An 18,628-nucleotide genomic window follows, 5' to 3' on the forward strand; every position below is an offset into this window, starting at 1 on the left:
ACTCTCTTTCAGCGGCGCTTCCGCGCGGCCTATTCGAGGTGCCCTAAAGAATTGACTGCGGTTTCCGCAATCTTCAATCTACTTGGGCTTGCTATTTGGTTTTCAAAGACCGAGTCGCTTGTCCTGCCCCGCGACCTTGTGCTACCGTCTCTTCTCGTCAGCACTCCGACTTTTCTTCCGTCAGAGAGCCGCGCTTTCTATTTGAGGCCGCGTCCGCTGTCAACCGCTGCTTTCGCTTCCTCTTCGGCGTCCTTCGAAGTCTCCAGCGCCGCCCAGTGGCTTCCGCTGTCTTCTTCGTCGGGGGCGCGGCTTCTACCGCTTCGCCGCCTCCCGCGTCAACCTACTTCGTTGACCGCCGTATTTCGCTGTTCAGCCCACTTCCGGATAGCTCGTTCCGCGCCAGTGCGCGGGCTGTCCGTCGAGGGGGCGGCTTGTACCACCGCCGCTTCCGATGTCAATGAACCTGCGGGCTGAATTCTGATTCTCTGCATCGGAGCGCATCCTGTTCGCGCGAACCTCGGCACTCGCCAGAGGCCGCTCCTCCTATGCGCCCAGGTCCTTCACCCATTGGGCGCAGGCAGGTGCTCCGCGTCCATGACGGCGGTCGGGATTCGAGCGCTTCCCTTTTGCTGCCGGCCGACCCTCGCGCCACGTTCGTCCTTGGCGGAGCATCCGAATCGCCTGCGGAAGGAGTGGCTGAAGAGCGCTTCATTGGGGGAGCCGTGCTCCTCGACGACGTCCGCGATGCGGCAGTGCTCCGCTGGCTCGCAGAACACCATGCGAGTCCGTTCGAGCCGGCGCCCTTGGATGTGCCGCACCACTCGTGGGAGGTCTCGAACGACGGGTCCAGCACTGGCAGTGACAGTCCCAGGACCACTGCGAGCCGCTCCACTGAGAGGTCAGGGGCCATCAAGTTCTTCTCGATGTACCGGCGAGCCTGCGTCCCGAGGGCGGCGTGGAGTTGTGGCTGGGCCGCGGCGCGCGTCCTGGATGTGCGCAAGGCAGGCTGCCACCCTCTTGCAGTGTTGCCCGCGCCATGTGCGGTACATCGTGGACGGATAGCTCAGGCGCCGCGCGAAGCATGGAGCGCACATGCTCCGCGAGCAGCCGCGCCCTCCCCCCACCATTCGGTGGCCACGCAGGGAATCGGCATCCGCCGGGTGGATTCACGGGTGTTATCCCGTACGCCTCGCCTGCTTGACCCCACGTCCGGTCCAGCAGGTGCGGCGCGTTTCTCAGGGATGCGCCGGGCCTCTTTGGGAGAAGTGCACGGGAGAGACGGATGAGCAGTTTCGACGCACGCCCCTGTGGGGCCGCATGCGACTGCCCCTCTTAGAAGAGGTCGTGCTCGGGCCAGGCGCTGACGCCGTTCACGACGGTCCACATGAGGCTGTCCAAGTCGATGTCGGGCACTCTCGAACTGGGGCTGTTGTTGGAGTTGGTCATGGCGGACCAGACGAACTCCTCGGAGCGGCTGGGCCCATAGCCGTCATGGGTCCGCACCAGCAGGGACTGGGTGCCCTGGAGGTAGCCGTTGTGCCACCAGTTGCCTGAGTTCGTCACGACCCAGCCCTTGGCGTACGTAACCGGCTTGCCTGAAGTGTCGAGCGCCGCCGTACGGGTGGTCATCGTGGCGAGGGAGCTTGGGCTCAGCAGGTCCGGGACGGTAGAGAACCCATCCGCTCGCACTGCGACGCGCAGCAGGTCGATGGGCGTGACGACCCAGCCACCAGCGGCCCCCGTGCGACGCAGCGGTGCGCTGTATGGACTGTACGAGCCCGTGCCAAGCTGAGCGTAGACGACCTCGTTTGTCAGTCGCTCGTTCAGCGTGTCACCCGCCATGGCGAAGCTGGTGGCTCCACTGGGGGAGAACACGTGCTCGCGCATGTAGTCTTCATAGGGCATCCCCGTGACCTGCTCGATGATGCGGCCGAGCACGCTATAACCAAAGTTTGAATACTGGTACGTCGTCCCAGGTGCGAACTCGAGCGACACGTCCTGCAGCACATGCTGGATGAGTTGGTCGTGCGTAAAGCTATTGTTCATGAGCATGGGCTCGCCCGTGCCATCCGAACTGTCGCTGTCCCAGCCGCCTGCGGTGTGCTCGAGCAGATGTTGGACGGTGATATCCAGAACACGGCTGTCTCGGTAGGAGCTTTGCGCACCATACGTTTCACCGAGCAATCCTCCCCGGCCGAAAACGCGGTCCGTCAGGTGAATCTGGCCGTGCTCCATCAACTGCATGATGCCGATGGCAGTCAGCGTCTTGGACACACTGCCGATACGGAAGCGATGGGCTGTGCTGACTGGCGTGCTGCTGGAGTTCTGAGCCAAGCCGTACCCCTTGGCAAACACGAGGCGCCCTCGCCGAGTGATGGCCAACGACAGGCCGACAGTGTTCGCGTGGGACATCGCCTGCTGGACCGTGTCGTCAATGTGCCGCAGGTCATCCGCGCTGAACGCCAGGTTCTGCCAGAGCAGCGCGAAGACCGACTGGCCCCCCTTCCGATGGGCCGCCACCTGGAGGGGACGGTAGCCTTGGTACTTGAGGTCCATCACGGCCTGTTGGTACTCGGTGGAGGTCAGCCCCTGTCGAGCGGCGATTGGAATCCCCGAGGAGACCTGGAAGATGGCTGCAAACCGCTCCGTGCCGCCCACGCTGTAGCCGCTGACCTGCGCGAGCTGATAGCCCTGTGCCGCATTGGTGTCGACCGCGGCCTGGAACTCGGATGCGGTCAGTCCGTTCCGGGCCTTCCAATCCGGACCGCGCGTCTGCTCCCAGATGACCGCGTAGCGCTCCGCGCCTCCAGACGTGTAACCACTGACGTGCACGAGCCGGTACCCCTGCTCCACCCGGGTGTTGAACTCCGACTGATACTCGGCCGCACTCAGGTCATGGCGGGCCACCCACGCAGCCCCACTGTCCAAGTGGAAGATGACCGCGAAGTAGGTCGCGTCCCCAACGGTGTAGCCATTGAGAACCACCGGACGGTAACCCTGAGCCTGCTGCTCCGTGATGATGGCCTGATAGGTATCTGCGGACAGCCCCAGGAAGGCCCTCCAGGCCAGGTCACCCGACTTCTCCCAGATGACCGCGTAACAGGCGCTACCCCCAGCCTCGTAGCCGCTGACATAGGAGAGGCGATAGCCTTGCGCCACCCGGGACTGAAGCTCCGCCTGATATTGGGCGTCGGTGAGGCCATGGCGGACGATCCAGGCAGCATTGGGACCCGACAGCGCCTCGGACGCCGAGCAAGAGGAAGCTGGCGACTGCTCCACGGGAGGCTCTTCCACCCGGGGCGCCTCCGGCGAGACCGCGCATCCCACGAGGGCAACAACCCATACTGACCAGATTGCAAGGCGCAGCGTCATGCTCGAGAACTCCGGCTGGAGACCGAGACTATCAGCAGGAAACGAACCCAGAGAGCACGACAATTCCTTCGTGAGACATACAATCGCCCCTCGCCCCTGACGCCGCGACTCCACGTTTCCAAGAAACTGTGCAACATCGAGAACGAGGCGAGGGGCAAGCGAGGCCTCTCGCAGGCCTCGCCGGCTCCACGTCACTCGCTCACAACGCGAGGAAGTTCGCGGTGAGGTATGCGGCGTACCAGTTGACGGGCGTGCTGCCGTTGGACGTGTAGTCCGCCGTATGGTTGTTGGTGGTGAGCTGCCAATAGGTCAAATCCCAGGGAGACCAGCCGATCCAGACATCACGATTATTGTTCATGAACGTGAGCGCGTTCGTGATCTGGCCCTGGGCATAAGACTCCTGGGTCCGGATTCCCATCTCGGACAAGAACAGTTTCTTGCCGTTGGCTCTCGCCCAGTTGGTCACCACCGTGAGCTGGGCTCCGTAGGAGGACTCATCATTGCTGCCATAGCCTTCTGGATAATACGAGTGCATGTCGAAGGCGTAGTTATTGGCGCTGTCCGTGATGGACAGGGCCGCGACCGAGTCGACTGGACCTCCGCCCGGAGCCCAGGTGTTCCAGTGCCCCACGTCCGATGCCCGCGAGTTGGGGACAAGGATCAACTGAGTTGACCCTGTCGCACGCACGGCGTTCATGACCGTCTGAATCCCAGAGAACCAAGAGGTCGAGGTCATCGGGAGGTCATGCGGCTCGTTCATGAGGTTCAGGATCACCTTGGGGTTCGTCTTCACCAGATTCGCGAGCTTCGTCCAGACATCCGCGAGATGGTTCACCGTCAGGGTGCCATCGCCAATGACGTGCTGGGCATAGCCCCCGGTCTGGTTTCCAGCGTCGTCAAACGCGCCCGTCGCATAGCGATTGTAGTTATGCAGGTCCAGCACGATGGAGAACCCCTGCGCCGTCGCCAGGTTGATGTAATTCATCATGCCGTTCGAATAGGCCATATCCAGCGGCCCATTGAGGGTGTGCTGGAGGCGCTCCCACGCGATGGGCAAGCGAATCAGGTTGAAGCCCTTTCCCTTGTAGTACGCAAGCTCGGAGGTGATCTGCGTGGACGACGGCACCTCGTAGTAGGTCTGGCCTGTCCAGCCCCCCCAGTCGCTGCCGTACTCCATTCCAGCGCGGTTGATACCGCGATACGCCACGCCCGTGGGATAGGTCTTCCCGACACCCGTCGGTGGAGGGGTGGAGCCATTCTCCAACGCGATTCCGTCGATGCCATAGGCCACCGCGGAGGCGCTCTGGACCGAGATCTTGTTGAACGTCGTCAGCCCGCCTTTCAGCGCGCTCATCGGGATCTTGATGCGCGTCCATTGGCCCGGCGCCAGTGAACCCAGACTCGGATTCGCATAGGCGCCAATGGCGACACCCGCGTTCCCGTCGGTCCCCTCCTGGCTCACGATGACCTTGAGGGCCTGGATTGCGGTGAGGTTTGACGTGCTCGGGTTGATGGCGAAGCTCACCGCGGTCGTATTGGCGACCGCGATGCTGGAACCGAACGCCCCCAAGGCCATGGCGCTGTTGGCTGGAGCCGTGACCTTCAGCGATGCAGTTCCGTAGGCCTTGCTTGCCGTATCGGAGACCAGCGTGGTCCCGCCCCAGCTGTAGGCGGTGCTCCAGCCGGACACGACCGCATCATCATACAGGACCGTCATCGAGGACGGGTCGAGCGCGGGCAGTCGCGGAAGCTCGAGGGCCATGCCATCCATGCCGTAGCTGACCGCCGTCACCGCCATGAGCGTGAGCTTGTTGAAGGTGGTCAGCGACCCTTTGAGCGCGCTCATCGGGATGGTGACGCGAGTCCAGTCATCCGCCCCCAAGGAGTCGAAGCTCGGGCTGGCGTAGGAGCCAATCGCGACGCCCGCGTTTCCATCGACCCCTTCCTGGCTGACTATGAGCTTGAGGCTCTTGATCGCCGCAAGACTCGCGGTCCCCGGGTGGATGGCGAAGCTCACGGCCGCGTAGGTGCTCGTCGAGAGCGCTTGCCCATTCGCGCCCAGGGCCAACGCACTATCGGCGGCAGAGGAGACCTGCAGTGACGAAGCACCGTAGACCTTCGTGCTCGTCGTCGCCCCCTGAGTGATGCTGCCCCAGCTGTAGTCCGTGCTCCAGCCGGACGCGACGGCGTCGTCATACAGAACGGTCTGATAGGCGCTATCCAACGCAGGCAGGAGTTGCATCTGAACCGTGCTCGGAGCGCTGGCGTCCGTGAGGACGGCGCTCGCGGGCAGGGCATCCTCGTCGCTCGCGGGCGGCCCACATGCCGCGCCCACGGCGAAGAGACTGCCCAGAAGAACATGAAGACACTTCCGCAAAACCGGTGGTCGTCCCATTCGGGCCCCCTGGAGTTGGAAAATGATTGAGCGCCCCAGACCTCAGCGTCAACAACTCCTTACGCCAGACACGGCTCGCGCGATTGACGTCTCATCCAGGCGCTTGAATTCCAGCCGAGCGCAAATCGAACATTGTCACGCAAGGCTGGCACCGCAGTGGAATTGGCGAAGGCGCCTTCCATGCACGCTCGTGAGTCATCCCGTCTTGCGGGACTGGAAACAAACGTTGCCGCCTGAGTCCTTGTACGTCGCGTCCAACGTGAGCCCGTGCGTGCGCAGCAGTTCGCGATATCCGTCGATGCTGTACGAATGATAGCGGAACGGCACGCCATGCATCGGGGTTCCGTCCATGGAGCCGTGCACGTCACCCGCCGTAAAGAGAAACGCGGCGCCAGGCTTCAAGGCCCTCGCGATATTGGCGATCGCTTGCGCCTGCGCTTCGTGGCGCAGGTGGAACAGCACGCCCCAGGCAATCGCGGCATCGAAGGCGCGCGGCTGAAGGTCACACGATTGAATGGGCGCGCAGCGCACCGGAACGTGGGGGAAGTTCGCTTGGAATCGCGCCAGCAGTTCGCGAGAGCTGTCCACGCCCATCACGACACAGCCGTGCTCCACCAACACCCGCGTCAGTGGCAATCCCGTGCCGCAGCCGACGTCCAGCACCGAGGCGCCAGCCGGGAGCGAGGCCGCGAGCGCGGCCACTTCCGGGACACCCAGATGAGCTGTGCGGTGGGAGGCATACCAGTCCGCAATCAAGTCATATTCGTGCACGCATCACCCTGGGGCTACCTCAAGACTCCCATGAGTCCTCGCCCCGGGCCAGTTGGAGTAGGGTTCGCAGTCGAGCTGGTGGGCCGGCGGCTCGCGAGGAACCCATGAGCGATTTCTCCCTGAAGCCCGATGCGCCCGCCCCTCTTCCCAGCCCCGCGGAGTCCACCACACCAGAGCACCGCCGCCGAGGCAGGGTGCTGCTCGCGGCCACCGCGGCGAGCGCGGCCATCACGCTGGCCGCGTGCGAGCCGTTCATGACGACCAATCCCGCTCCGTGCGTCTACGACGCCGGCTTGGTTGATTGCGACCCGAGCGGGAACCCACAGACACCGGACGCAGGGGCCGACGCCGGAACAGACGCGGGCCCGCCATCGGTGCCTTGAAGGAGGGTCCGCCGTGGCCACCGAACTCTTCGAATTGGACCTGACGGACGGCCCCGCGCTGACGCTGCATGAACGGGCGTCGGGGCACCTGGCCGAGCGCTATCCCTGGGACTCGATGGCGGCGTCACGCTACCCGCCCGCGTTGGTGGAGCGGGCCCGGTACTCGTGGACGCTGCGAGCGCTCAACGAGTTCGGCAGCGCGACGGTGATGGGGCAGTTGGTGCAGGTCATGGGCGAGGCGCGCGTTCCCTTGGACTTGTGGAGCCTGGCGGCGCGCTTCCCAGCGGAGGAGATCCACCATGTGGAGCTCTGTGCGCGAATGGCGATGCGGTTGGGAGGAGGCACCCGGATGTCCTATGCACCCGGGGCGTTCGCCGTGCCCTTTGACCCATCGCTCACCTTCCTCCAGCGCGCCAACGAGCTCATCGTGCGGGTGTGCTGCGTAGGCGAGACGTTGTCCTTCGCGCTGTTGTCCGGCTGTCTTCGTGCCACGTCCCACCCACTGACGCGTGCCGTGCTTACGACGCTCGTCCAGGAAGAAGCCCTGCACGGGCGATTGGGCTTCCTGTACTTGGATTGGATCTCCTCCGAGTTGGACGCCGCGGAGAAGGAGCGGCTGGGACGCGTCGCGCGGGAGGCACTGGATGCCCAGACACCGTTCTGGGAGAAACTGCGCAGCACCACGAAGGACGGCGTCACCAGCGAGGGATTCCTCCTGGAGCACGTAACGGAGCTGGGGTGGATGGAGTCGCGTGACTACGTCACGGTGAGCCAGGAGACCGCGGAGACGCAGGTGCGGGCGCCGCTCCTGCGCCATGGCATCCGTGTTCCCTGACGTGGCGACCTCACGGAGCGCGGCGCAGTCGAGGTACGGAGTCCGTGATGCTCAGGCAGGGCCGATGTCCGCCACGGTGTCGAGCGCGGTCATCACATCTCCTGGAAGGGTGAGTTCGGCAGCGGCGAGGTTCTCCCTCAGATGGGTCAGGGAGGAAGTGCCAGGGATCAAGAGGATGTTGGGCGAGCGGCGAAGGAGCCAAGCGAGCGCGACCTGCATGGGCGTCACCTGGAGGCGCGCTGCGACGTCGGACAAGGTGGACGATTGCAGTGGGGTGAAGCCGCCGAGCGGGAAGAACGGCACGTACGCAATGCCATCCCGGGCGAGTTCGTCGATCAGCGCATCGTCCTCTCGATGCGCCAGATTGTACTGGTTCTGCACGCAGACAATGTTGCAAAGCTGGCGTCCTGCCGCGACCTGCGTGCGGGTGACGTTGCTCAGTCCGATGTGACGAATCAACCCTTGTTTCTGAAGGTCGGCGAGCACACGGAGTGGCGCCTCCAGTGAGCCTTCCGCGGGATGATGCACGCTGAGCATGCTGCGCAGATTGACGACGTCGAGGGCCTCGAGCCCCAGGTTGCGGAGGTTGTCGTGGACCGCTTGGGTCAGCTCCTCGCGTGAGAAGGCAGGGATCCAAGACCCATCCGCGCCTCGCCGCGCGCCGACTTTCGTCACGAGGGTGAGGTCCTTGCGATAAGGGTGCAACGCTTCTCGGATCAACTGATTGGTGATGTGCGGGCCATAGAAGTCACTGGTGTCGATGTGGTCGACCCCGCGCGCGACGGCCTCCCGCAGTACGGCGAGGGCCGCATCACGGTCCCTCGGCGGACCGAACACCCCAGGGCCTGCCAACTGCATGGCGCCGTAGCCGAGCCGCTTCACGCGGCGGTCGCCAAGGCTGAACGTTCCGACCTGATCGATGCTGGACATGCGCTCTCCTTTGAAGACGGGGCAAAGGTAAGCCAGAGCCAGTTGGAGCGAATCAGGTACAATTCGCACAGGCTGTGCGGAGTGGCGAACAATGAAGGTCGACCTCGGTGATTTGAACGCCTTCCTGGCAGTGGCCCGCGCCGGTGGCTTTCGCGATGGTGCGCGCGTCAGCGGCAGCAGCGCGTCTGGACTCAGCGAGGCCGTGCGCCGACTGGAAGACCAACTCGGCGTCAGGCTCCTCAACAGGACGACGCGCAGCGTGGCCCTCACGGAAGCTGGCGAGGGATTGCTCGCGCGGCTTGGTCCCGCCTTGACGGAGGTCGAGGCGGCCCTCGATGTGGTGAACGGCTTCCGTGAGCGACCAGCGGGGGCCTTGCGACTCAATGTTCCCGTCAGCGCGGCGAGGCTGATTCTGCCGAGCATCGTCCCAGGCTTCCTCGCAGCCTATCCAGAGGTTCGGCTGGAGGTGATGACGGACGAGAGCTTCGTCGACGTGCTCGCGGCCGGGTGCGATGCTGGCATCCGCTACGACGAGCGGCTGGAGCCGGACATGATCGCGGTGCCCATCGGGCCACGCATCCAGCGCTTTGCCGCCGCGGCCTCCCCGGCCTATCTCGAACGGCATGGTCGGCCGAAGCACCCTCGCGACTTGCTCAAGCATGTCTGTCTGCGCGGCCGTTTCGCGAGCGGGGCGATGCCCGAATGGGAGTTCGAGCGGGGTCGCGAGGTCGTCAAGATCGAGCCGACGGGGCCGCTCATCGTGCGCGTTGGAGGGGCGACCGATCTCGCCGTCGACGCGGCGCTCTCCGGTTGCGGCATTGTGTATCTCTTCGAGGACTGGCTGCGGCCCCACCTGGACCGTGGCGCGCTCGAACCCGTCCTTGAGCCCTGGTGGCAGTCCTTCTCAGGACCGTTTCTCTATTACCCCGGACGTCGCTTCGTTCCGGCGCCACTCCGGGCGTTCGTTGACTTCATCAAGGCCTCGACAGCGCCCGCCTGAGTCCGGCCGATGTTCACCTCAAACCGGATGGACAGACACGGCCCATCCGGGATGAGCGCCGTGGCTGCAAACGACTGCGGGTGGAGCGCGCACGCGAGCCGCTGAGCCGCACCTCGCGCTCGCTGGGCGATATCGCGCTCGAGGTCGGCTTCGGCTCGCAGCGCCACTCCACCCCGTCTTCCGGCGGGTGACGGGGCTGACTCCCGCCGTCCTCCAGCGCGACGGGGAGGATGCGCGCCCTGCCCTACCGACGGGGCGGCTTGAGGCGCTTGACCCACTCCATGAGCTGGTAGCGCAGGGGGCGTGAGTCCTCGGGCGCCGACTGCAAGAGCCACTTCGCGGTCCGCCGCAGCGCGGGGTGAATGGGCTCGAGTTGCTGCTTCAGGGCCTCATTCATCCGGTCCGCGACCTGATGCAGCAGCGGCCTGGCGGGCGTGGGCGCGAGGGCAGCCAACTGCTGCTGCTTGTGCGCCTCGCCCTGGAGGATGCGCAGGGAGCGCTCGGGATGCAGGGCCAGCGAGGGATGCTTCTGGTACAGGTACGCCATCACGGCGTAGCGGTCATGCACCAGCGTGGTGCGGGTCATCGAGTCCGGGCGCAACCGGTACTGAAACAGCGGCTCCGGAATGACCGTCCCCGAGAGACCGCGCTCGGCGAGCGCGCAGAAGACATCCCAGTCTTCATACGCCGTGAGCCACTCGTCATAGCCACCGACCTCCTCCACGTGCCGGCGCTCCATCAGCGCGGTGCAGGTGGAGGCCACGTTGAACACCCAGAGGGCATCGCGCTCGACGCCCCAGGGCACCCAGCCGCCCACGATTCGAGCCGGGTCGTCGATGAAGTAGGACACCAGCGACGTCACGAACGCGAAGTCTCGCGAGCCGTCCAGGACCGCCACGGCCTTCTCCAGGAACGTGGGGTGGATGAGGTCGTCCGGATCCAAGGGCAGGACGTAGTGCCCCCGCGCCTCGCGCAGCCCCGCGTTCCGAGCGGAGCTGAGCCCTCCATTCCGCTTCGAGATGATGCGCAGGTCGGGTGCGTCCAAGGTCTCCAGCAGCGCGCGGCTGTGTGGATCCGTGGAGCCATCATCCACGAGGATGATTTCGTAGTCCGTGAAGGTCTGCGCGCGGATGGAGCGCAACGTCTCCGGCAGGTACTGCCCCATGTTGAAGTAGGGCACCAGGAAGGAGACTCGCGGCGCGGCCTCCTTGTGCGTGGGCGTCGAGCGAAGCGTAGGGAGAACCGGGGGATGCGCCGCGACGGCGGCCTCCACCTGCTGCACGATGCGCGCGGGCTGACAGGTGTCGGCGATTCGCGCGGGCGCGGTCTCTCGCACGGCCTGTTGCAACGAGGGCGTGGTCAGCGCCCGCTCCAATACCTCCGCCAGATGCGTCGAATCTCCGGACCTGAACAGGAGGCCGCTGCGGCCATCCTCGATGACCTCCGCCATGCCACCTGCGTCGCTGCCCACCACCAAGCATCCAGCGCTCATGGCCTCCAAGCACACGTTGGGGAAGTTCTCCCAGAGCGACGGGAAGCAGCACACCGTCGCCTCCGCGATGGCGGAGGCGAGCTCGGCGCGCGGGCGCGGCGCTTCGAAGTGAAAGCGGTGCTTCCACTCGGGCGCGATGCGGCGCTCCAACCACTCGCGCATGGAGCGACCGAAGGGCCCTGTCCGCGTGTCGCCGCCCACGAGCTGGACATCCGCATCCAGCCCTCGGGCGAAGAGTGTCTGCATCGCCTCGATGAGGTGCTGCACGCCCTTCCGATACTCGAGTCGCCCGAAGTACAGCACGCGAGGCGGCTCGGCCCGTGGACGTGGGACTGACCGGGCGAAGGAACTCGTGGAGAACGGATGCGGCACCACCACGCCTTTGTCCCCCAGCCCCAGCCGCGCTCGCACCAGGTCGAGGAGCGACTGGGTGGGCGACAGCAGGAGGTCCGCATCCCGAATGGAGCAGTCCTCCATGAACTCCTGCTGGGCCGCGTCCATGTCCAGCGTGGTGACTCGATTGAAGTGCTGAACCTCGTGCGTGGGCGTGTGGAGGCGCACCGCGAGCACCGCGGTGGAGAACTGTCCCAACGTCCTCCGGGCGCGCAAGGCGAAGTAGCCCTCGCCTTCGTACTCGGGGAACTCGATGAGGTCGAAGGGGTGCCGCGCGTGCAGCGTCTGCAACAAGGTGTACGCCGCCATGGCGTGTCGCAAGGGCGGAAAGGGAAAGGCCCCCGCGTACCCCGGCTCCAGCTCCGCGACGGAGTGAACGTGCACACCGGGGAGCAGCTCGGGCGCACGTTCGATCCCGGGGAGCGCGGCCGTGAGGACGTGGACCTCATGCCCCGCGTCCGCGAAGGCCCGACTCATGAGGGTGACATAGGTGCCGATGCCACCCCCGAAGAATGGCGAGAGTTCTTTGGAGACGAGGCAGATGCGCAAGGCGTGGACCTGGGTAGGAGCGTCGAAGCGAACCACTGGGGCGCGCGACTATAGGCCGGCCGAGTCCGCCTGACCTGCCTGGATGCTTCGTACCCGGGGTGTGTCCCGGTGAGGGGAGCGGCCCAGCGCGCCGTGAGCGCGTGGGCCTCGTTCCTCGGCTCATTCGCTCCGGATGGCGATGATGGGATCCACGCGCGAGGCCCGACGCGCGGGCATCCACGTGGCCAGCAGGGCGATGAGGCCCAGCAGCAGCGCGAGCGCGCCGAAGGTGAGCGGATCCTTCGTACTCACGCCGTAGAGGAGGCCCTCCAGGAAGCGCGACAGCGCGAAGGCCCCGGCGAGCCCAGCGCCCAGCCCCAGCGCGACCAGCAGCGCGCCCTGGCGCATCACCAGGTTCACGACGTCCCCGGCCTGTGCCCCCAAGGCCATGCGGATGCCCAGCTCTCGCGTGCGCAGGGAGACCGTGTAGGAGATGACGCCGTAGAGGCCCGCGGTCGCGAGCACCAACGCGATGACGGAGAAGGCCCCCAACAACACCAGGTTCATTCGCCGCGCCGCCATGGAGCGCGCGATGACCTCCTCCATCGGGTACACCTCGGCGACGGCCAACTCCGAGTCCACCGACTTCAGCACCGCTCGCAGCGCGGTGGCGCCAGCCGTTGGATCCACCGAGGTCTTCATCACCAGGAAGACGTCCTGGAGGCCGAACGGGTTGGCGCCGGGGTGGTTGTACGGCAGGTCGATCTCGGGGACAGGCTTGCGGTCCAACCCTCCCTGGCGCACGTCGCCCACCACGCCGATGACGGTGGCCGCCTGTCGCATGAACGTCATGCGCCGGCCCACGGCCTCGCCTTGGCCGAAGTGCCGTTGGGCCAACGACTGGTTGATGACGACCACCAGTTCGCCCTGGCCATCCTGCTCGGTGAAGTCGCGTCCGGCCAGCAAGGGAATCCCCAGCGCCTTGTAGAAGCCCGGGCTCAGCGCGCGGAACTCCGCCATCGACTCCTTGCCCGGCTCGGGCTCCGGCTCGCCTTCGATGGTGTAGCTGGTGGTGATGGACCCCTGCTCGATGGGCAGCAGCGAGGTGAGCCCCGCGGACTGCATGCCGGGCTGAGCGCGCAGTTGCTCCAGCAGGGGCTGCAAGATGCGCTGCGGGGCCTCCTCAAGAGGATACTTGTAGACGGGCACCGCCATGCGGGCGGTGAGCACCCCGCGCGTGTCGAACCCCGCCTCCTCGCCGAGCAGGGTCGCGAAGCCGCGCAGCAGCAGCCCCGCGCCCACGAGCAGGATGAGCGACAGGGCCAGCTCGACCACCACGAACCCATTGCGGAAGCGATGGTGCGCCCGTGACGGCGAGGCCTTCGTTCCTGAATCATTGAGGCTGGCTCGCAGCTCGGTGCTCGTGGCCTGCAGCGCCGGGATGAGCCCGAAGAGCACCGAGCTGAGCACTGCCACCAGCAAGAGTTCACCAAAGACACTCGCCCGCAGAGAGATGTCACCGAGCAGCGGCAGCGAGCGCTTCACCAGGTCCTCCAGCGCGCTCAGCCCCCAGGCCGCCAGGACCGCCCCCAGCACCGAGCCCGCCAGCGCCAGCACCAGGCTCTCCACGAGCATCTGGCGGATGAGGCGAGCCCGGCTCGCACCGAGCGCAAGCCGGATGGCGATCTCCGGTCGGCGCGAGGCGCCCTGCGCGAGCAGCAGGTTGGCCACGTTCGCGCAGGCGATGAGCAACACGAGCACCACCGTGCACTGGAGAATGAGCAGCACCGGCCGCACCTTCCCCATCACCGTCTCCGTGAGCGGCACCGCCGAGGCGCTGCGTCCGGTCAGGTCGTTCGGATACGCCTCCTGCAAGCGCGCCACGAGTTCGCGCAGCTCGGTGTTGGCGGCCTCGACGCCCACCCCGGCCTTGAGCCGGCCCAGGACGCTCAGGAAGCGCGAGCCGCGGGCCTCGGCGCGAGGACCCGTGATGGACAGCGGGATGAACATCTCCGCGGGCGTGCTGCCCGCGGGGAACTGGACCGACGCCGGCAACACGCCGATGACCGTGTAGGGCTGGCCGTCCAACGTCACGCTCTGGCCCAGCAGCGTGGGGCTCGCACCGAAGCGCCGCTTCCACAGCCCCTCGCCCATCACCACCACGGGCCCGGCGCCAGGGGTGTCCTCGCCCTGGGAGAAGCCCCGCCCCGGCTGTAGCGATACGCCCAGGACCTGGAAGAAGTTGGCGGAGACCTCCGCGACACGCAGTCGCTCGGTGCCCTCGCCTCCCCCCAGGTTGCGGGCCCGGAGCGTGTAGGTCGCGAGGCCCTCGAGGCTCTTGAGTTGCTCCGCCCAGTCGCGCGCGTTCGGCCACGAGGCGGACTCGCGCAGGGTGGGATCTCGCTGCGGCGTCGTCTCGTAGAGGCGCACGAGCCGCTCCGGCTGCGCATAGGGCAGCGGGCGAAGGAGCGTGGCATCCACCACGCTGAAGATGGCCGCGTTGGCGCCAATCCCCAGCGCCAGGCACAACACCGCCACCGTCGTGAAGGCCGGGCTCTTGCCCAGTCTGCGCAACGCGAAGCGGACATCACGGCTCAGATCATCCACCCAGCTCGTCATTCCACGCATCTCTTCTGGCAGGGAACTGAAGCCCAATCATTCAGCAATTCGAGGAACCTTGGAATGGACAGATGAGGCTCAGCCGACGCGTCGCTCGGAGCCCTTGAACTCCTGGGTCACGTCGGTGAGCCGCCCGTCTTGCAGGCGCAGCACCTTGTTGGCGCGGTAGATGGTCTCGGGGCGATGGGCAATGGACACGCAGGTGATGCCCAGCGCCTTGAGGTTGTCGAGCAGCTGCTTCTCGACCGCGGGGTCCAGGTTCGCGGTGCCCTCGTCGAGCAGCATGACCTTGGGGTCGTGGTACAGCGCGCGCGCGAGCAGGATGCGCTGCTTCTGTCCACCCGACAGGGCCGAGCCCAGGTCCCCGATGCGGCTGTTGAGCTTCATCGGCATCGCGTCAATCTCATCCAGGATGAGCGCCGTGCGCGCGCACTCGCGCGCCTTGGCCTCCACCGGGTTCGCCTCGAAGAACGCGATGTTGTCGTAGATGGAGCCGGTGAGGAGCAGGTCCTGCTGCATCACCACCCCGAAGTGCCGGCGGTAGCGCTGCACGTCGAGATGTTCGAGCGGAGTGCCATTGAACTCAATCTGTCCCGAGGTGGGCGGCAACATCCCGAGCATCAGCTTGAAGAGGGTCGTCTTTCCTCCGCCCGAGGGACCGATGATCGCGACGAAGTCCCCCGCGCGCACCTCGAACGAAGCCCCGGTGAGGACGAGCGGATCAATCGCGCCGTACTTGTAGGACACGTCCTTGAAGGTGATGCGGCAGTCCTGGAAGTCCGCTTCGAGGACCGGCTTCTTGTGCAGGCTGCTCGGCTCGGGTTCGGACAGGGCGATCTCCGCCATCCGGTCCAGGTGCACGCCCACCAGTCGCAGTTCCATGAGCCGCTCGGCGAACAGCACCGACTTTTGCGTGAAGTGCGCCTTGTAGAAGAAGAAGGCCAACAGCACGCCCAGGGTGATCTCCCCGCGCGCGACCAGCATGGCCCCGAAGTAGACGCTGGCCGCGGTATCCGCGCCGAGGATGAGCGCCTTGATGGCGGCCTGCACCGACACCAGCATCCCCACCCGCTTCTCGGCGTTGATCAACCGCGCGTAGTAGTTGCTCCAGAGGTTGAGCCGCTCGGTCTCCTTCGCGAAGATCTTGATGGGCTGCATGCCTCGCAGCGTGTCGATGACGTGCTCGTTCTCTTCCGAGCGCGCCTTGAGCGCCTTCTCCACGAGCATCCGCTGCTTGTCATAGAGCCACGCGCGCGTGATGAGGTAGAGCAGGAAGCCCCCGAGCATGAGCACCGCCAGCACGGGGGAGATGAAGCACACGATGACGAGCGCGATCACCGTCACCAGCCCGTCCAACAGCATGGAGGGCAGATTGCTCGTGAAGAGGAACCGGAGCTGGTTGGTGGACTGGTAGCGGTCGATCAAATCGCCTGTCAGGCGCTTCTCGAAGAACTGCATCGGCAGGCGCAGCAGATGGGCGAACAGGTTGCTCATCATCTGCTGATTGAAGGCCACCCCGAAGTACAGGATGACGTAGTCGCGCAGGAGCGTCAGGACGCCCTGGCACACCGCGATGCTGACGATGCCCAGGCTGAGGGCGGTGATGAACGCGAAGCTGCCCTGCGCCAGTCCGGTGTCGATGACCGTCTTCAATACGAACGGGCTGCACAGGGCGAACAGCTCCAGGAAGGCCGTCAGCCACATCACCTGGGTGACGAACGGCACCAGGCCGCGCGTGCTCCGGAACAGGGCCCCGAGCGACAGCCGCTCCCCGGACTTCCCGCCCGTGAAGTCTTGAGCGGGCGACATCATCACCGCGATGCCGGTGAAGTGGTTCGACAGCTCCTTCTCGGAGTACTCCATGATACCGAGCGCGGGGTCGTGCACGGTGTAACGCCCGTTGCGAATCCGGCTCAGGACGACGAAATGATCGAAGTCCCAGTGCAACAGGGCCGGGAGCGTGAGGTTGCCCAACCCCGCCAGCTCGCAGCGCACCGGGCGGGAGCTGAGCTGGATGTGATTGGCGAGTTCCACCACGTCGCGCAGCGTCGCTCCCTTCATCGAGATGGCGTAGCGCTCGCGCAGCTCGAGCAGGGTGGTCTCCAGGCCGTAGTAGCCCGCGACCATCGCGAGACAGGCCAGAGAGCACTCGCTGCTCTCCGACTGGTAGAGCATCGGCAGGTGTTTTCTCGCGAAGGGCTTCATGGAGGGCACATGCGGCGAGGTCTACCCGCGAAGAAGATGATCCAGGTACTTCTGGGGCGGCGTCCACACCTGCACCTTCAGGGGCAACGGCGCTGGAGGGAACGGGAGGGCCGGGTCGGGGGCAAGCTCCACGTGGAGACATCCCCCCTCCGCCTGGCGCGATGCGGCCTCCAAGAAGGCACGTGACTCGCGGCTGCACGGGCGGGTGATGAGCGTCGAGACGATGCCCCGCGAGCGCTCCGCGGAGCCCGCGAAGCGAAACTCGAGCGTATCGCCAGGACGCAGCTGCTCGGCGGCCGACGGCTCCAGCGACAACACGAGCCCCTGCCCCGCTGGCGGCGCGGCTTCCACCAGGGCGACGAACATCGACTGGAGGTCGATGCGCGACAGCCCGAGGCCGAGGAGCGCCACGAGCAGCAGCGGACACAAGGTCACCAGCCGCAACGGCAACGGCCGCAGCAGGCTGATCTCCCCGAAGTGGCGCACCAGTCGGTGCTGGATCGCCTCGGGCCGGAAGAGGGGCCGACCTTGGATGGGCTCGGGAGGCACGGCTCAGGCACCAATCGTCTTCAGTCGGTCCCGCAGGGGCCGCGAGAACGCGAGGCCCAGCTCGCTCAGCCCCACCTCCGCCTCGATGGGCACGCGCAGCTGCTCCATGTATCCGGCAATGGTGCTTCGGCGGATGGCCGTCTCCTGCTGGAGCCCCACCTCACGGAACTTCTCGAAGGCGATGAGCGCGTTGCCGAAGGCGTGATAGCCGATGAGGATTCGATCCAGCGGCCGCTCGCACTTCTTCAGCGGCGAGTAGTGCGGCTTGGCATCCGCCGTCATGAACGAGCCGAGCCAGCTCGCCATGTGGAAGTACTGGTGCGTGCACTCGTGCACCATCATCTCCGCGGTCTCCGTGGGTGTGGCCGGAACGCACAGGTCGATTCCGCCGAAGCGGTGCGGCGACGAGCCGCTGGCGATCATGTTCGGCTGCGGGCGGATGATGGGCGAAATCTCCTTGAGCAGGCAAAGCACCCACGCGCGATACTCCGGCATGACTCGGCCCATCAACGCCAGGGCCTCCTCGAACTGGGAGATCGCCTCGGGCGTCACCCCCCCGGTGGGGTGGCTGAGCTCATCCTGGAAGGACAGGTGCCAGTCCGCGTTCACCACGCGGATACAGGGCTGCCCATCGACCCGAACGAACGTGGACTGCTTTCCGTCCTCGGCCCAGACGGGGCTGCCGTCGCGCTGGGCGATGACCCGGAACGACCGGGGAGCGGAGCCCTCGGCCTGGAGCGTCATCCGGTCCACGTCGCCCCGGATGGACAGACGCCCGGCGGGGATGATCTGGCCGGCCACCACGAGGGGCGTATTCGTCTCGACGTCGAGGTCGATCTCGGGGGTCACCCCCGTCACGTGCGCGGCGATGGAGACCTGGGCCCGGAGCCAGTTCCAATCGCCCTCCGTGAAGGTCGCCTTGGTGAGCCCCTTGAAGAGGACCGAGACCTCGGAGATCCAATAGGCGTTGAGCGCCCCCCGCCTGGCGAGCCGCTGGCCGATGTCCGCGAGGCGCGGGTCCGCGGTGAAGCCGTGCTGCTCCGCGAGGCGGGCCGCTCGGCGCACGAACACCCGGAACTGGTTGGTGGCCAGCTCGGCGGTCACGGCGGCGTAATCCCCCTCGAAGGGATTGGACAGGGTGTTGAAGATTTCCATG

Annotated in this window: 12 protein-coding genes; 3 read left to right on the forward strand and 9 right to left on the reverse strand. The window is 66.0% G+C overall.

The window, feature by feature from the left end:
- Window positions 1-1,332: 1,332 nt before the first annotated feature.
- The 3 genes from KRR26_RS33665 to KRR26_RS33675 all read right to left on the reverse strand — a co-directional run bounded on the left by KRR26_RS33665 (window position 1,333) and on the right by KRR26_RS33675 (window position 6,523).
- The gene (locus KRR26_RS33665; RefSeq protein ID WP_328707257.1) at window positions 1,333-3,294 is read right to left on the reverse strand and encodes a serine hydrolase; all 1,962 of its coding nucleotides are present in this window, start codon (window positions 3,292-3,294) and stop codon (window positions 1,333-1,335) included.
- Between the two features lie 277 nt (window positions 3,295-3,571).
- Window positions 3,572-5,614: a glycoside hydrolase family 5 protein gene (locus tag KRR26_RS33670; RefSeq protein WP_217081823.1), complete on the reverse strand. Its 2,043-nt coding sequence runs from the start codon at window positions 5,612-5,614 to the stop codon at window positions 3,572-3,574.
- 348 nt (window positions 5,615-5,962) lie between these two features.
- The gene (locus tag KRR26_RS33675; RefSeq protein WP_236069455.1) at window positions 5,963-6,523 is read right to left on the reverse strand and encodes a class I SAM-dependent methyltransferase; all 561 of its coding nucleotides are present in this window, start codon (window positions 6,521-6,523) and stop codon (window positions 5,963-5,965) included.
- 119 nt (window positions 6,524-6,642) lie between these two features.
- Here KRR26_RS33675 and KRR26_RS33680 point away from each other — a divergent pair, with 119 nt between their 5' ends.
- Together KRR26_RS33680 and KRR26_RS33685 are read left to right on the forward strand one after the other, a co-directional pair.
- Window positions 6,643-6,921, forward strand: coding sequence for a hypothetical protein (locus tag KRR26_RS33680; protein WP_217081825.1), 279 nt, complete (start codon window positions 6,643-6,645; stop codon window positions 6,919-6,921).
- Window positions 6,922-6,934: 13 nt separating this feature from the next.
- A complete protein-coding gene (locus KRR26_RS33685) occupies window positions 6,935-7,756 on the forward strand; it encodes a diiron oxygenase (RefSeq protein ID WP_217081826.1) in 822 nt (273 codons plus the stop codon).
- A gap of 51 nt (window positions 7,757-7,807) precedes the next feature.
- Here KRR26_RS33685 and KRR26_RS33690 read toward each other — a convergent pair whose 3' ends face one another.
- A complete protein-coding gene (locus KRR26_RS33690) occupies window positions 7,808-8,686 on the reverse strand; it encodes an aldo/keto reductase family oxidoreductase (RefSeq protein WP_217081827.1) in 879 nt (292 codons plus the stop codon).
- Between the two features lie 91 nt (window positions 8,687-8,777).
- On the opposite strand from KRR26_RS33690, the gene KRR26_RS33695 reads away from it, so the two are divergent.
- Window positions 8,778-9,686 carry a LysR family transcriptional regulator gene (locus KRR26_RS33695; protein ID WP_120205566.1) on the forward strand — a complete coding sequence of 303 codons (909 nt, stop codon included), beginning with the start codon at window positions 8,778-8,780 and terminating at the stop codon, window positions 9,684-9,686.
- A gap of 244 nt (window positions 9,687-9,930) precedes the next feature.
- On the opposite strand, the gene KRR26_RS33700 is transcribed toward KRR26_RS33695, so the two are convergent.
- The 5 genes from KRR26_RS33700 to KRR26_RS33720 form a co-directional block, all read right to left on the reverse strand.
- A complete protein-coding gene (locus KRR26_RS33700; RefSeq protein WP_328707258.1) occupies window positions 9,931-12,156 on the reverse strand; it encodes a glycosyltransferase in 2,226 nt (741 codons plus the stop codon).
- A gap of 123 nt (window positions 12,157-12,279) precedes the next feature.
- Entirely contained in the window at window positions 12,280-14,718 is a 2,439-nt protein-coding gene (locus KRR26_RS33705; RefSeq protein ID WP_236069457.1) for an ABC transporter permease, read from the reverse strand.
- Between the two features lie 78 nt (window positions 14,719-14,796).
- The gene (locus KRR26_RS33710; RefSeq protein ID WP_217081830.1) at window positions 14,797-16,923 is read right to left on the reverse strand and encodes a peptidase domain-containing ABC transporter; all 2,127 of its coding nucleotides are present in this window, start codon (window positions 16,921-16,923) and stop codon (window positions 14,797-14,799) included.
- 21 nt (window positions 16,924-16,944) lie between these two features.
- Entirely contained in the window at window positions 16,945-17,472 is a 528-nt protein-coding gene (locus KRR26_RS33715) for a hypothetical protein (protein WP_120205559.1), read from the reverse strand.
- 3 nt (window positions 17,473-17,475) lie between these two features.
- Window positions 17,476-18,627, reverse strand: coding sequence for an aKG-HExxH-type peptide beta-hydroxylase (locus KRR26_RS33720; RefSeq protein ID WP_120205558.1), 1,152 nt, complete (start codon window positions 18,625-18,627; stop codon window positions 17,476-17,478).
- Window position 18,628 lies beyond the last annotated feature (1 nt).

It is taken from the genome of Citreicoccus inhibens, from assembly GCF_019039035.1.
Taxonomy (GTDB): Bacteria; Myxococcota; Myxococcia; order Myxococcales; family Myxococcaceae; genus Citreicoccus; species Citreicoccus inhibens.

Bases quoted from the DNA above. Each gene is read 5' to 3' on its own strand.
- KRR26_RS33670 (WP_217081823.1), bottom strand. From the start codon at position 5,614: ATGCAACTCCTGCCTGCGTTGGATAGCGCCTATCAGACCGTTCTGTAT.
- KRR26_RS33680 (WP_217081825.1), top strand. From the start codon at position 6,643: ATGAGCGATTTCTCCCTGAAGCCCGATGCGCCCGCCCCTCTTCCCAGC.
- KRR26_RS33690 (WP_217081827.1), bottom strand. From the start codon at position 8,686: ATGTCCAGCATCGATCAGGTCGGAACGTTCAGCCTTGGCGACCGCCGC.
- KRR26_RS33695 (WP_120205566.1), top strand. From the start codon at position 8,778: ATGAAGGTCGACCTCGGTGATTTGAACGCCTTCCTGGCAGTGGCCCGC.
- KRR26_RS33705 (WP_236069457.1), bottom strand. From the start codon at position 14,718: ATGACGAGCTGGGTGGATGATCTGAGCCGTGATGTCCGCTTCGCGTTG.
- KRR26_RS33710 (WP_217081830.1), bottom strand. From the start codon at position 16,923: ATGAAGCCCTTCGCGAGAAAACACCTGCCGATGCTCTACCAGTCGGAG.
- KRR26_RS33720 (WP_120205558.1), bottom strand. From the start codon at position 18,627: ATGGAAATCTTCAACACCCTGTCCAATCCCTTCGAGGGGGATTACGCC.